We start from the raw sequence: 13117 nt of genomic DNA on the forward strand, positions 1-13117 counted from the left end.
CTACCTGACACCCGTAGCCCGGTGGCACACCATCTGGCGGACCCTGGCGAAACCCTGGCGAATAGTCCCTCGGCACGGTCCCCGGGCTACTGTCAACTCAGCCGAGAACCTGGGGGCTTACGTGAGCGGACAACCCAACACCCGGCTCGCGGACCTGTTCGGCCTGGCCGGCTGGTCCAAAGGCGAACTCGCGAGGCTGGTCAACCGGCAGGCGGGGGCCATGGGCCATCCCCAGCTGGCGACGGACACCTCGCGGGTGCGGCGGTGGATCGACACGGGAGAGATCCCGCGCGATCCGGTGCCGCGGGTGCTGGCGGCCCTGTTCACCGAGCGACTCGGCCGTGTCGTGACCATCGAGGACCTCGGTCTGGTACGGCACGGGCGTACGGGGAAACGGCAGGGCGGCGGGAGCGCGGATCCTCCCGACGGCGTGCCGTGGGCGCCCGAACGGACCGCCGCGGTCCTCACCGAATTCACGGGAATGGACCTCATGCTCAACCGACGCGGCCTGGTGGGCGCGGGCGCCGCGCTCGCCGCGGGCTCAGCACTCAGCACGGCCATGTACGACTGGCTGCACACCGACCCCACCCTCTCCGCCGACGCCCCTGTCATCGACCACCCCCTCGCGCACGCCGACTCCGCGGGATTCGACCGCTACGAGGCCGCCCCGATCGGGACGGAGGAGGTCGACGAACTGGAGCGCTCGGTCGAGGTGTTCCGAGCCTGGGACGCCGCCCGTGGCGGCGGGCTCCAGCGCAAGGCCGTGGTGGGCCAGCTCAATGAAGTGGGCGGCATGCTCGCCTACCGTCACCCACCCCATCTCCAGCGGCGCCTGTGGGGCGTCGCCGCCAACCTCGCCGTCCTCGCGGGCTGGATGTCGCACGACGTCGGCCTGGAGCCCACGGCCCAGAAGTACTTCGTCATCGCCGCCCATGCCGCGAGAGAGGGCGGTGACCGCCCGAGGGCCGGAGAGGCGCTCTCCCGGGCGGCCCGGCAGATGGTGCACCTCGGCCGGCCCGACGAGGCCCTCGATCTGATGAAGCTCGCCCAGTCCGGCTCCGGTGACGAGGTGCTGCCCCGCACCCGGGCCATGTTCCACACCGTGGAGGCCTGGGCGCAGGCGTCGATGGGCAAGGGCCAGGCCATGCGCCGCACCCTCGGCCGGGCGGAGGACCTGTTCGTCTCCGACCGCGACGACGCCAGGACGCCGTCGTGGATGCAGACCTTCAAGGACGAGGACCTGTACGGCATGCAGGCCCTGGCCTACCGCACCCTGGCGGAGTTCGAGCCGGGCGCGGCCGTGCACGCCCAGTACTACGCGGAGAAGGCGCTGTCGCTGCGGATCGACGGACGGGAGCGGTCGAAGATCTTCGACCATCTGTCCATGGCGTCGGCCTGTTTCATCGGGGACGACCCCGAGCAGGCGGACCGGTACGCCCGGCTGGCCCTGATGTCGATGGGGTCGAACTCCTCCCGCCGCACCTGGGACCGGCTGCGTCAGATGTACCGGCTCACCGCGCAGTACGCCGACTCCCCGGGGATCGGCGAGCTGCGCGAGGAGATCCGGCAGGCGCTGCCGAAGGCGAGGGGAGGGCGGGGCGGCCACACCGCTCCGGCGTAGTCCGCCGGCAGGGGATCCGGCCCGTCGTACCCCGCTCCGGTGGCGGGGGTGCCGGTGGGTCCGTCGTCGCGGTCCCGGTGCGTCAGGCGTGGTACGGCGTCAGGCGTCGTACGGCGTCACCCGGGCGACGAGCACACAGGCGTCGTCCTCGCGGTCGCTCGTGCCGAACTCCTCCACGACCATCCGTACGCAGTCCTGTGCGGTGGGCGTCGCCGCGAGGCGCGGGGCCAGGTCCAGCAGCAGGGGGTCCGTGTCGGCCCCGTGGCCGTCGCCGGGTACCAGCCCGACGGTGTGCAGGAGAAGGAGGTCGCCCTCCTCGAGGGTCTCCTCGGCCTGTCCGTAGACGGCGCCGGAGGCGGCACCGAGGAGGGCGCCGGCCGGTGCGTCGAGCCGGCGTCCCGTCCCGTCGCGGAGGAGCAGCGGGGCGGGGTGTCCGGCCCGCGCCCAGGTGAGGGTGCGGGTCTGCGGCCGGTAGCGGCAGCAGACGGCGCCGGCGAGGGCGGGTCGGGCGCCCGCGTCGAGCAACTGGTTGAGCCAGGACATCAGCTGGGCCGGGCGGGTGCCCGCCATCGCCATGCCGCGCAGGGCGCCCAGCGTCATCGCCAGCGTGGAAGCGACGTCCGGGCTCTGGCCGGTGAGGTCACCGACGCTCAACAGCGTCTCGTCGTCGGGGAGTTCGAGCGCGTCGTACCAGGCGTCTCCGATCGGTGAGCCGGTGTGGGCGGCCAGGTGGTGGGCGGCGATGTCGAGACGGCGGGGGCCCTGGTGCGCGAGCCGCAGGAGTCCGCGCCAGGGCGGCAGCGCGGCTTGCTGCAGTTCGACCGCGACCCGGCGCTCGGTCTGGGCCTGCCTCCGGTGCCGTTGCAGTGAGTCGCGGGTCTCGCGCACCGCCCGCTGGCCGCGGCGCAGTTCGCCGACGTCCCGCAGCACGGCCCACATGGCGGCGGTGCCGCCGTCGGCGTCGAGGACGGGCTCGCCCATCATGTGCACGGACCGGACCTCGCCGTCGGGCCGGACGATCCGGAACTCGCCGTCGATGGGCCGGGCGTCGACGAGGCAGCCGGTGACCATCGCGGTGAGCCGGGGGCGGTCCTCCTCCAGGACGAGCGAGGGCAGTTCGTCGAGGGTGAGCGCGGGGGCGGCCGGGTCGCGGCCGACGAGCCGGTACAGCTCCGGGGACCAGACGGCGTCGTCCGTCAGCAGGTTCCACTCCGCGCTGCCGACCCGGCTGCGCGGCGCGCCGCGTCGGGGAGGCGGCGGCGCCGGGGCCTCCGCCGCCGAGGGCGGGCCGTCCCGGAGCTCGGCCAGGTGCGCGTCGAGGTCGTTGAGCTGATGCAGTGCCAGGTCGTAGAGGGCGCGCTGCCAGCGTCCCTGCGGGCCCGTTCCGTCGCTGTGCGCGTCCCTCCGTACGGCGTCGACCTCGCCCCTGAGCCGTCGCGTCTGCGTGATCAGCGCGTCGACCGGGCCGCGACCCGGCGGCTGGGCGGCGGGGCGGTCCGCAGAGAGAGGGGGCGGCATGACGCACTCCGATGCGGGGGCGGGACGACCAAGGGGGACGGACGGGACGACCAAGGGGGACGGAAGGGGCCGTTACGACTCTTGCACAGCCCGCGACGCCGTGTAAGGGATTCGGCAAGACACGATCCGGTGATGCGTCTGACATATGCCACAGTCTTCACGGAGACATGTCCCGGTGCGATTGAAGTAGACGGATCTCAGGTCCAAGTCGTAGGCGCGGTAAGTGACTTGGGGGGACCTGTCGCATCACGTGGCGGAGGTCATCCGGGTGTTCGACGGTCGTGTGTTCCATGCTGCGGGGCCTCGTGAAGCCGACGCGCGCGGACGTGACGCAGCTCACATCAATTCATCATCGCTTCCGCGTAATGCGAAGCGCCCCTGCGGGGTCCTACAAGCAGCACGCCCGACCGGCCGACCCCTCACCGTCGCGGAGACCGCCCATGGATTTCGCCACCGTCACCGTCCAGCAGCCCGCCCGCGCCGAGCTCATCACCTCGCAGGAGCGGGAACTGCCGGTTCCCGTCACCCTGCGCTACTCCTCCGACGACCCGCTCGCCGTGCACCTCGACTTCCCGCCCGAGGCGTGCCTGAAGGACGAGGCCGTCACCTGGACCTTCGGGCGCGCCCTGCTGGAGGAGGGACTGGACGGGCCGGCCGGCAGGGGGGACGTGCAGATCTGGCCCTGCGGCCGGGCCCGTACGGTGCTGGAACTGCACTCGCCGCTCGGACTGGCCCTGCTCCAGTTCGACACGGCCGCCCTGCGCCGGTTCCTGCTGCGCAGCCACGCCGTGGTCGCGGCGGGGCGGGAGGACGTCGGCACCGCGGTCGACCGGGGGCTCGAAACCCTCCTCGGCAACGTCTGAGACGCGCGAGCCACCCGGCCCCGGTCCCCGGCCGTCAGCCGTACAGGGCCGGACGCGGGGCGAGGGCGACGTCCACCCGGGTGCCCGTCTCCGACGCCCGGACCCCGGCCTCGGCGACCACGGCGGCCGCGTATCCGTCCCAGGCGCTCGGACCGGTGACCGTGCCCCGCCGCACGGCGTCGACCCAGGCCTGCACCTCGCGGTCGTAGGCGTCGACGAACCGGACCAGGTAGTCCTGCGGTACGTCCGTGCCGGCCGTGCCGCCCGCCGCCACGACCATGCCGTGGTCGTCCCCGATGCGGGCGCTGCCCGCCTCGCACACCGCCTCGCAGCGCACCTGGTAGCCGAAGCCGGAGTTGACGAAGACCTCCACGTCGACCAGGGCGCCGCCGTCGGTCTCGAAGAGCACGAACTGCGGGTCGGCCAGCCCTTCCGGGGCGCCGGACGAGGGGCGCGGCCGCAGCACCGTGACCGCCGTCAGCTCCTGGCCCAGCAGCCAGCGGGCCGCGTCGATCTCGTGCGACACGGAGCTGTCGATGAGCATGGCGCTGGTGAAGCCGGGCGGGGAGGAGACGTTGCGGTGGGTGCAGTGCAGCATCAGCGGCCGGCCCAGCCGCCCGTCGTCCAGCAGCGCCTTGAGCCTGCGGTACTCGGCGTCGTAACGCCGCATGAAGCCGATCTGGGCCAGCCGCCGGCCGAGCCCCGCCTCCGCTTCCAGGACGCGCAGCGCGCCGGCCGAGTCCGGCACCATGGGCTTCTCGCACAGCACCGGCAGACCGCGGGCGAAGGCCGCGAGCAGCGCCTCCTCGTGCGCGGGACCGGGAGAGGCGATCAGGACGGCCTCGACGCCCGGGGCGTCCAGCGCGGCCTCCGCCTCCGTGTGCGTGAAGACGCCCGCGATCCCGGCGACGGCCTCCGCGGCGCGGGCGGGGTCGACATCGGCCACCGCGGCGACCCTGGCGCCGCTCACCACCCGGTCGAGGCGGCGTATATGGTCGGCGCCCATGTGTCCGGCGCCCAGGACCGCCACGCCCAGCAGGTCACCCACGTGCGTTCTCCCTCCCCGACGGTGATCACGCCGTAGCGTACGCCGCCGGGGAGAACGCCGAGGCGGCTGCCTCGGGCGAGGGGGAGGGGCGCCTCAGCGGCGCCTCAGTAGCGCAGCACCCCCGCGATGCCGTGCGCGTCGCCCAGGGCGCCGTCCGGGACGAAGTGCACCTCGGCGCCCGTCTCCAGGCACTGCTCGACGATCTCGTCGACGATGTCCTCCCGGGAGTCCAGGTCGCCGCCGCCCGCCGGGATCAGGTGGTCGCCGTCGTCGCGGACCGTGACGCGGTAGTTCTCCTCGACCGCGAGCAGCCGGACCCGGCCCTCCCGGGCGCTCCGCCAGACCTCGTCGACGCCCGCCGCGTAGGTGCGCTGGCCGCGCGCCGTGTCCAGCTCCCGGCCCACCGCGGCGGTGTCCCGGCGGGCCTGCGCGTCGTGCAGCGGCCGCACGGCCTGCCACACGGCCTCTGCGGAGCCGTGCGCGAGACCGCCGTGCCGCACGTGCAGCGCCTCGCGGGCGACGCCCCCCGACTCGTCCAGGAGCGAGAGCGCGGCCTCCTCGCCGGTGAGGTACAGCGGCCGCGGGTCCTGGCGCAGCAGCCGGGCCATGGCGGCGTCGGCGTCCCGCAGGAAGCGGCGGGTGTCCTCGTCGCGGTAGGTGCTCGGCAGGTCGCCGATGCGCTCCATGCGCTCGGCGTCGAAGTTCTCCCGGCTGCGCACCAGCGGGAAGCCGCCGGTGCGGACCTCGGCGACCCGGTCGGCGCCGCCGTTCCACAGCGTGACGCGGTCGGGGGAGAGCGACAGCACCCAGAACGGCCGCTCGGCCGCCTGGGCGGAGACCAGGTTGCGGGTGAGGAAGGTGTCGGAGAGGACGACGCGCTCGGGCACGGGGCGGCCCAGGGACCACACCTGGTGCTCACCCGGCGCGGCGAAGATCACCAGACCGTCCTCGGCGTGCGTCAGGTCGACCTCGGCGAGGGCCCGGTCGAGCTGTCCGGCGACATCGGCGCGCCGGTCGCGGGTGACCGACGGATCGGCCTCCAACTGCTTCTTGGCCTCGGCCACGACATTGCGCAGCCGCACCCGGTCCTGGGCGTTGTCCGGTTCACGGCGGTGCGTCGGGGTCAGCACGGACACCGCGGGGTAGGGGCGCGGATGGCGCAGTTCGGAGAGGGTCGCTGGGCTGAGTGCGTGCTCCATAGCAGCACGATAGGGCGGATTCGCGTGACGGGCATTCGGGGCAATGGGGGATCTGTCGGGCGGCGCGTGACCAGGCCGTCGGGTGCCCTCGGCGCCGCCCCGACGCCTTCCGGCGCGTGTGCTCCCTCCTTCCCGTGTCCCGCTCTCCGTGCCTCGCTCTCCGCGCCCCTGCGCTCCGCCGCGGGCTCTCCGCCGCGGGCGACGGCGACGGTGCTGACGGCGGCCGGTCACCGGCCCCGGCCGAAGACCTCCGCGTCCCCGCGCGGAGCGGGCCGGCCGAAGGCGTCCGGGTCCGCCGCATCCCAGTCCCGCGCCCACGACGCCGGCGGCCCGGCGAGGAGCTCGCCCGGCTCCAGCCACGCGTACAGCTCCGCGTACGACCGGAGCGTGGCCGGCCCCGTCCGCCGCACCAGGTGGGCGGGGGTGAGGCCGGCCGGGTCCGGTACGCCCATCGACGCCATGACGCGGACGGCGCTGCGGACCGTGGCCCGCTGGTAGCGCTGGACCCGGAGGGACCCCTCGCCCACGTGCAGGGCGCGCGCCCGCAGCGGGTCCTGGGTGGTGATGCCCGCCGGGCAGGCGCCCGTGTGACAGCGCCGGGCCTCGGCGCAGCCGAGGGCGAGCATCATCGCGCGGGCCGCGTTGGTGTAGTCGGCACCCTGGACGAGACGCCGGACGATGTCCGGGCCGGTGGCCACCCGCCCGCTCGCCCCGATCCGGACCCGGTCCCTCAGACCGGACCCGACCAGCGCGTTGTGGACCGTGATCAGCCCCTCGGTGAGCGGCATGCCCAGCCGCCCGGCGGACTCCACCGGCGCCGCGCCCGTCCCGCCCTCCGCCCCGTCCACCACCACGAAGTCCGGCGCCACGCCCTCCGCCAGCATCGCCCTGCACACCGCGAGGACGTCCCGGCGCGAGCCGACGCACAGCTTGAACCCGACCGGCTTGCCGCCCGCCAGCTCCCGCAGCCGCGCCAGGAACAGCACCAGTTCCCGCGGGGTCGAGAACACCCGGTGGCACGGCGGTGACACCACCGTCCCGCCCACCGGCACCCCCCGCTCCCGGGCGACCCCGGCGCTCACCTTCACTCCCGGCAGGACCCCGCCACCCCCGGGCGCGGCCCCCTGCGAGAGCTTCAGGCAGACGCACTTCACCTCCGGGAGCGCCGCCTTGTCCGCGAACTCCCGCGCGTCGAAGCCCCCGTCGCCGGTCCGGCAGCCGAAGTACCCCGTCCCGATCTCCCAGATCAGGTCCCCGCCCCCGCGCAGATGGTGCTCCGACAGCCCGCCCTCACCGGTGTCCTGCGCGAACCGCCCCAGCCGCGCACCCTCGTTGAGCGCGAGGACCGCCCGGGGCGACAGCGCCCCGAAGCTCATCGCTGACACGTTCAGCAGCGCCATGTCGTACGGCTGGCGGCAGTCGGGCCCGCCCACCCGCACCACCGGCGCCTCCTCGGGCGGCTCCACCGGGCGCAGGGACGGCACGAGGAACTCATGGCCCTCCGCGTACACGTCCACGTCCCCGGAGCGCTCCCGGACGACGGCCCGCCCCCGCCCCCGCCGCAGCCGTCCGGTCAGGGGCCGCCCGCGCAGCACCGCGTCCCGGCGCTGCGCCAGGTCCCGGCAGCCCAGCCCGGTCAGCGCCAGCAGCGGACCGGCCGCCCACCACCAGCCCGCCGACAGGACGGCCGCGGCCGTGGCCGTCCCGGCCGCGCCGGCCGCGACGAGCAGCAGCGGCAGGTACCGGAGCACTCAGCCGTCCTCGTCCCCGCAGGAACTGCCGCTCGGCGGGAGGGAGCCGTACAGCAGGAAGTCGTCGACCTTGCGGTGGACGCACTTCGACGAGCCGTACCCCGTGTGTCCCTCGGCCCGGTTGTCCAGCACCACGGCCGACGACCCGAGGCGCTCCGCCGTCTCCACGGTCCAGCGGTACGGCGTCGCGGGGTCGCCGCGGGTCCCCACGAGCAGCATCCTCGGCGTGTCGAGGTCCTTGACCTCGTCGCGGATGTAGTCGGTGCCCTTGGGGCGGCCATAGCACATCAGGACCTGGGTGAGCCGGTACCGGCCGAAGACCGGCGACGCCTTCTCGTAGACGGCGCGCAGCCGCTTCAGGTCGGCGGTGACCTGGGCGGCGGTGGGGCGGTCGGGGTCGTCCGCGCAGTTGATCGCCATCAGCGCCGCCGGCAGGTTGTCGAGGGGGACGTCCTCGACGGCCGCCGGCTTCCCGGCGTTGTCCGGCCTTCCGGCGTTCTCCGGCTTCCCTGCGTTCTCCGGCTTCCCGGCGGGTCCGGCGCCGCCGTCCGGGCCGCGGTACGGCAGCCCCAGGCCGCCGGTCGCGAACGCCATGACGCCGCTGGTGTCCCCGTGCTCGACGAGCTGGGCCAGCGCTCGCTCCAGGGACGGCCACAGCTCCCTGCTGTACAGCCCCTGCCCGATGGCGCCCACCAGGTCCTGCCCGGTGAACCAGTCGCCGAAGTCGGTCGCCACCGGGTCCTCGTCCAGCGAGCGGACGAGCCGTACGACCTCCTCGCGGGCCCTGCGCGGATCCTGGCCGAACGGGCACGCGATGTCGTCGGCGCACCAGCCGACGAAGTCCTCCAGCGCCCTCTGCTGGCCCCGGGCGCCCACGACGCCCTGCTCCGCGAGCGGCTCGGTGAGCGTGTCCACGCCGTCCATGACGAGCCGGCCCACCCGGCCGGGGAACTGGGCGGCGTACACCGCGCCGAGCCGGCTGCCGTAGGAGAACCCCAGGTAGTTCAGCTTGTCGTCGCCGAGCGCCGCCCGCATCACGTCCATGTCCCGGGCCGCGTTCACGGTGCCTATGTGCGCCAGGACGGGCCCGGAGTGCTCGGCGCACGCGGCGGCGGCGTCCTCCAGCCGCTCCAGCAGCACCCGCGGGTCGGAGGCGTCGGCCGGGGTGTTGTCGAGGGCGGCGAGCGCGTCCTCCTCGCCCTCCCCGCAGCTGACCGGCGCGGACCGGCCGACGCCCCGGGGATCGAAGGAGACCACGTCGTAGCCGTCGGTGAGGCCCATGAACTCCTTCCCGCCGTAGGCGAGTCCGGCGACGCCCGGGCCGCCCGGCCCGCCGAAGTTCAGCAGCACCGAGCCCCGCTTGTCGCCGGTGGCCCGGTAGCGGGCGAGCGCCAGGTCCAGGGAACCGGACGCGGGGTGCGCGTAGTCCAGCGGGACGGTCACCTTGCCGCACTGAAGATCGTCGGGCATGCCCTCGCCCTCGCACGACCGCCAGGTGACCTTCTGGTCGTAGAACCGTGACAGACCCGGGTGGCGGTCACCGTCCGTGTCCGCGATCGCGGTGGGCGGGCCCGTGCCCAGCAGGGTGACGGCTGCGGCGGCGACGGCGAGCGCGCGGCGCCGCGGCACGGGCCGCCTCGACAGCTTGGCCAGCATCAGTGCCTCCAGGGACGCCCCACGGCGGACCGTGCGCCGACGCCCCCGCCCACGATAGGCGGGCCCCGCGGGGGCCGCCTCCGGACGGGTGGCGGCCCGCGCGGTGGCCGTCCCGCGCTCGTCGCGGGGCCGGCGGGGGAGGGGGCGTGCGGCCGCCGGGGAGGGGAGTGTGAGGGCTGCCGGGGAGGGGGCGTACGGGCCGTCGGGGGAGGGTGTCGTGTGTTCGACGAGGTGACACCCAATGGGGTGAAAGACCGATTAGGCATAACTCGGACGGTTCGTCCGCGTTCTACGGGGTGCGGGCGAGCGCCCGCGACATGTCTGGAAGGCAGGGACCCATGAGACGGGTTACCCGAAACGGTGTGATCGCCGTCGCCGCCGCATCGGGCGCGATGGCCGTGACGATGCCCGCGTTCGCCGACTCCGCCGCGAACGGCTCGGCGGCAGGCTCGCCGGGGGTGATCGCCGGCAACGCCGTTCAGGTGCCGGTGCACATCCCGGTGAATCTGTGCGGGAACACCGTGAACGTGGTGGGTGTGCTGAACCCCGCCGCGGGCAACACCTGCGTCAACAAGGGCTCCGGCCCCTCCGGCGCGAAACCGGGCCACGGCGCGAAACCGGGCGGCGGCACGAGGCCGGGCCACAGCACGAAGCCGGGCGGCGGCGCGACGGCGACCAGCAGCACGGCGCATTCCCCGGGCGTCGTCTCCGGCAACGGCGTCCAGGCGCCGGTCGACCTCCCCGTCAACGCCACCGGCAACAGCGTGGACGTGGTCGGCATCCTGAACCCGGTGTTCGGCAACGAGTCCGTGAACACCTCGGGCGAGGAGCCCGCGCCCCAGGCGGAGCCGGCGCCGGAGCCGCCGCGGAACACGCCGCCCGCCGCGTCCCGGCCGGGCCCGACCGGCCCGAAGACGGTCCCGGCGGCCCCGGCGCCCCAGGCCCCGGCACCCCAGGCACAGGCACCCGAGGTGCCCGAAGCGGTCGGCGGGTCACTCGCCCGGACCGGCGCGGACGCCACCGTCCCCGCCGCCGTGGGCGGCGCGGCCCTGGTGCTCGGCGGAGCACTCCTGTACCGCCGGTGCCGGCCGGGCGCGCGGCGCTGACCCGGCTCTCCACCGGGGGCGTCCACCGGCGCGCTCCGGGCGGGCGGCGACCGTCACGCCCCCGCCCTCAGGCGCCGTGGAACCGCCGGTGGAGCCCCCGTACCTCCTCCGCCAGCTCGGGGACCGGTCCCTCCACGGCCACCCCGGGCGCGACCTCCTGGACCGGCAGGGCCCGTACCGGGGCCGCCGGTACGCCCCACTCGGCCAGCCAGGCGGCGAGCTGCGCGGAGGAGGCGACGTACACGATGCGGCCGAGGCCCACCCAGGCGTGGGCGGCCGCGCACATCGGGCAGTGCTCCCCGGAGGTGTAGACGGTGGCCGCCGCCCGCTCCTCGGGCGAGAGCCGGGCCGCGGACCAGCGGGCCAGCTCGAACTCGGGGTGGCGGGTGCGGTCGCCCGACGCCACCCGGTTGCGGTCCTCGGCGAGCACCGTGCCGTCGGCGCCGACCAGCACCGAGCCGAACGGCTCGTCCCCGCACCGCAGCGCCTCGGCGGCCAGCTCGACACAGCGGCGCACGTGCGGGAGTTCGTCGTCCTTCACCATCGTCCACGGACCTCCTGGCCGTCGATTGCCGATCTTCGCCGACCAGCCTAGGGTCCGTCGTTCGGGTCAGGTCGCAGGGATCCGACAGTGCGCTGTGGCGCCGGTGACGGCTGGGTTTCGTGGCCGTGAGCACGACGACGCCGTACGTGTACGTGCCCTGACCGGCGGGCTCCGTGCCGCCCACGGACGCCGACGCGAGCCGGCCGGCCCGCACGTGGGCCGGCCGGCTCGCCTCCCGTCCTGTCGGGTCACCGCTTCGGGGCGCTCTTCGCCGCCGTACCGGCGCACATCAGCCCCAGGACCAGGGCCAGGGCGCCGATGACGATGTTGTTCACGATGACACCCGTGTCAGGGCTGTCGCCGACGACCCACGGGGCGATGATCATCCAGATGCCCAGAGCGCACATGGCCCAGCTGAGGCCGTACATGCGGGCCGGAGCCGCGGTGAACCCGAGCGCCAGCAGACCGATGGCTATGCCGATGATCAGGTTGTGCGCCACGAGCGCGGGCTGGCTGGCGGTGTAGTGCAGTATCCACGGGGATACGGCGCAGTACAGACCGAGCAGGAACACCGGTCCGTCCACGAGCGCCACATCACGACCACCGAGCATGCGTTCGTACCGTGCGCGCATCTCGGAAACATCGGGGTGAGTCGACATGTCGCCTCGGGTGGGCGAGACGTTGGCCATGACTCGTCTCCTTTGACTTGCAGGCCTGACCGCGTCTGGTGCGGTGTGCGGTAAGCGCCGCGCAGGTTCATTCTGCGCTTATTTTTCCTTTATGTGTAGAGGTCAGGGTGGGGGTGGCGGATGTCGTGAGACGGGCGCGCGCCCGGGGTGCCCGCGGGGTGTGCTGCGCGGGGGCTCGCCCCCGGAGGGCACCGACACTCTCCGGGGGCGAGGGGGGAGCGGGGCCGCGCTCCCGCCCGCGGCGCCCGAAGGGGAGAGGGGCTGCCGCGCGAAGGGCTTCCGGTGCCGGACGTCCTCCGGATGCGCCGTACGCGGAGTTCCACCCGGGTGGCGGTCCTCCGGCGCAGCGTTCGTGCGTCGAAAACGCCCGCGGACGGCCCGGCGGCCCGGCGGCCGGGGAGTCCTCGGCCGTGCGGGGCTCGCGCGTCAGCCGTACGTCTCGTTCTCCAGGCGGCGTCGCAGCTGGTGCATGCCGCGCCGGGCGTGGCTCTTGACCGTGCCCAACGGCCAGCCGGTGAGCGCCGCGATCTGGGTCTGGCTCAGGTCCTCGTAGAAGGCCAGCCGCAGCACCCGCCGCTGGGGCGCGGGCAGCCTGGCGAGCTCGCTGCGCAGCACGACGCGGTCCAGGACCGTCTCCGGGCGGTCGCGTCCGGGATCGGCGAGGGCGAGGACGGAACCGGCCGAGGCGACCAGGTTCCCCCGGCGGGTGCGGGCCGCGAGGGCGTCGGCGATCTTGCGCCGGGTGATGCCGACGATCCAGCCGCCGACCGCGCCGCGCTCGGGCCGGTAGCCCGCGCGACCGCGCCATACGCCGAGGAACACCTGCTGGGTGACGTCCTCGGCCTCCTTCGCGTCGCCCAGCGAGCGCCAGGCGAGCGTGTGCACCAGGGCGGACCAGCGCCGGTACGCGGCGGCGAGGCACGCCTCGTCGCCCGTGACCAGGCCGCGCGCCAGCTCCTCGTCGGGGAGGTGGTCCGCGTCGACGAACTGTGCCGGGGCCGTGGGGGCGGGCGGGGCCGGGGCGATGGTCGGCGGGCTCATGGCGGCGGCTCCTCACGTCGGGCGGCCTGTCACCGGGCCGGTGCGGACGTTCGTCCGGGGCGTCCCGGTGCCGTCATCGTG

Annotated in this window: 11 protein-coding genes; 3 read left to right on the forward strand and 8 right to left on the reverse strand. The window is 74.7% G+C overall.

Features of this window, described 5'->3' with window-relative positions; genetic code table 11:
* Positions 1-121: 121 nt before the first annotated feature.
* Entirely contained in the window at positions 122-1621 is a 1500-nt protein-coding gene (locus ACFYWQ_RS36680) for a hypothetical protein (protein WP_389522824.1), read from the forward strand.
* A 99-nt stretch (positions 1622-1720) separates the two neighbouring features.
* Here ACFYWQ_RS36680 and ACFYWQ_RS36685 read toward each other — a convergent pair whose 3' ends face one another.
* Positions 1721-3139, reverse strand: coding sequence for a PP2C family protein-serine/threonine phosphatase (locus ACFYWQ_RS36685; protein ID WP_389522827.1), 1419 nt, complete (start codon positions 3137-3139; stop codon positions 1721-1723).
* Positions 3140-3579: 440 nt separating this feature from the next.
* Here ACFYWQ_RS36685 and ACFYWQ_RS36690 point away from each other — a divergent pair, with 440 nt between their 5' ends.
* Positions 3580-4002 (forward strand): SsgA family sporulation/cell division regulator, encoded by a 423-nt coding sequence (locus ACFYWQ_RS36690; protein ID WP_389522830.1) that lies wholly within the window; start codon positions 3580-3582, stop codon positions 4000-4002.
* Between the two features lie 34 nt (positions 4003-4036).
* On the opposite strand, the gene ACFYWQ_RS36695 is transcribed toward ACFYWQ_RS36690, so the two are convergent.
* The 4 genes from ACFYWQ_RS36695 to ACFYWQ_RS36710 form a co-directional block, all read right to left on the reverse strand.
* Positions 4037-5050 carry a Gfo/Idh/MocA family protein gene (locus ACFYWQ_RS36695; RefSeq protein ID WP_389522832.1) on the reverse strand — a complete coding sequence of 338 codons (1014 nt, stop codon included), beginning with the start codon at positions 5048-5050 and terminating at the stop codon, positions 4037-4039.
* Positions 5051-5154: 104 nt separating this feature from the next.
* Positions 5155-6249, reverse strand: coding sequence for a chemotaxis protein (locus ACFYWQ_RS36700; RefSeq protein ID WP_389522835.1), 1095 nt, complete (start codon positions 6247-6249; stop codon positions 5155-5157).
* 227 nt (positions 6250-6476) lie between these two features.
* The gene (locus ACFYWQ_RS36705) at positions 6477-8000 is read right to left on the reverse strand and encodes a glutamate synthase-related protein (RefSeq protein ID WP_389522838.1); all 1524 of its coding nucleotides are present in this window, start codon (positions 7998-8000) and stop codon (positions 6477-6479) included.
* Positions 8001-9656 (reverse strand): alpha/beta fold hydrolase, encoded by a 1656-nt coding sequence (locus ACFYWQ_RS36710; RefSeq protein ID WP_389522841.1) that lies wholly within the window; start codon positions 9654-9656, stop codon positions 8001-8003.
* Between the two features lie 338 nt (positions 9657-9994).
* Here ACFYWQ_RS36710 and ACFYWQ_RS36715 point away from each other — a divergent pair, with 338 nt between their 5' ends.
* Complete coding sequence (locus ACFYWQ_RS36715) at positions 9995-10762, forward strand: chaplin (RefSeq protein WP_389522844.1); 768 nt, start codon at positions 9995-9997, stop codon at positions 10760-10762.
* Between the two features lie 67 nt (positions 10763-10829).
* Here the strand turns inward: ACFYWQ_RS36715 and ACFYWQ_RS36720 are convergent, their stop codons facing one another.
* The 3 genes from ACFYWQ_RS36720 to ACFYWQ_RS36730 all read right to left on the reverse strand — a co-directional run bounded on the left by ACFYWQ_RS36720 (position 10830) and on the right by ACFYWQ_RS36730 (position 13036).
* Positions 10830-11306 carry a nucleoside deaminase gene (locus tag ACFYWQ_RS36720; RefSeq protein WP_389522847.1) on the reverse strand — a complete coding sequence of 159 codons (477 nt, stop codon included), beginning with the start codon at positions 11304-11306 and terminating at the stop codon, positions 10830-10832.
* Positions 11307-11554: 248 nt separating this feature from the next.
* Complete coding sequence (locus tag ACFYWQ_RS36725) at positions 11555-11995, reverse strand: SPW repeat protein (protein ID WP_389522849.1); 441 nt, start codon at positions 11993-11995, stop codon at positions 11555-11557.
* 426 nt (positions 11996-12421) lie between these two features.
* Entirely contained in the window at positions 12422-13036 is a 615-nt protein-coding gene (locus ACFYWQ_RS36730) for a sigma-70 family RNA polymerase sigma factor (protein WP_389522852.1), read from the reverse strand.
* Between the last annotated feature and the right edge of the window lie 81 nt (positions 13037-13117).

The sequence above is a fragment of the Streptomyces sp. NPDC003247 genome (assembly GCF_042888135.1).
GTDB lineage: Bacteria > Actinomycetota > Actinomycetes > Streptomycetales > Streptomycetaceae > Streptomyces.

Coding starts and splice junctions, on each gene's coding strand:
- ACFYWQ_RS36685 (WP_389522827.1), bottom strand. CDS start 3,139: ATGCCGCCCCCTCTCTCTGCGGACCGCCCCGCCGCCCAGCCGCCGGGT.
- ACFYWQ_RS36690 (WP_389522830.1), top strand. CDS start 3,580: ATGGATTTCGCCACCGTCACCGTCCAGCAGCCCGCCCGCGCCGAGCTC.
- ACFYWQ_RS36700 (WP_389522835.1), bottom strand. CDS start 6,249: ATGGAGCACGCACTCAGCCCAGCGACCCTCTCCGAACTGCGCCATCCG.
- ACFYWQ_RS36710 (WP_389522841.1), bottom strand. CDS start 9,656: ATGCTGGCCAAGCTGTCGAGGCGGCCCGTGCCGCGGCGCCGCGCGCTC.
- ACFYWQ_RS36715 (WP_389522844.1), top strand. CDS start 9,995: ATGAGACGGGTTACCCGAAACGGTGTGATCGCCGTCGCCGCCGCATCG.
- ACFYWQ_RS36720 (WP_389522847.1), bottom strand. CDS start 11,306: ATGGTGAAGGACGACGAACTCCCGCACGTGCGCCGCTGTGTCGAGCTG.
- ACFYWQ_RS36725 (WP_389522849.1), bottom strand. CDS start 11,995: ATGGCCAACGTCTCGCCCACCCGAGGCGACATGTCGACTCACCCCGAT.
- ACFYWQ_RS36730 (WP_389522852.1), bottom strand. CDS start 13,036: ATGAGCCCGCCGACCATCGCCCCGGCCCCGCCCGCCCCCACGGCCCCG.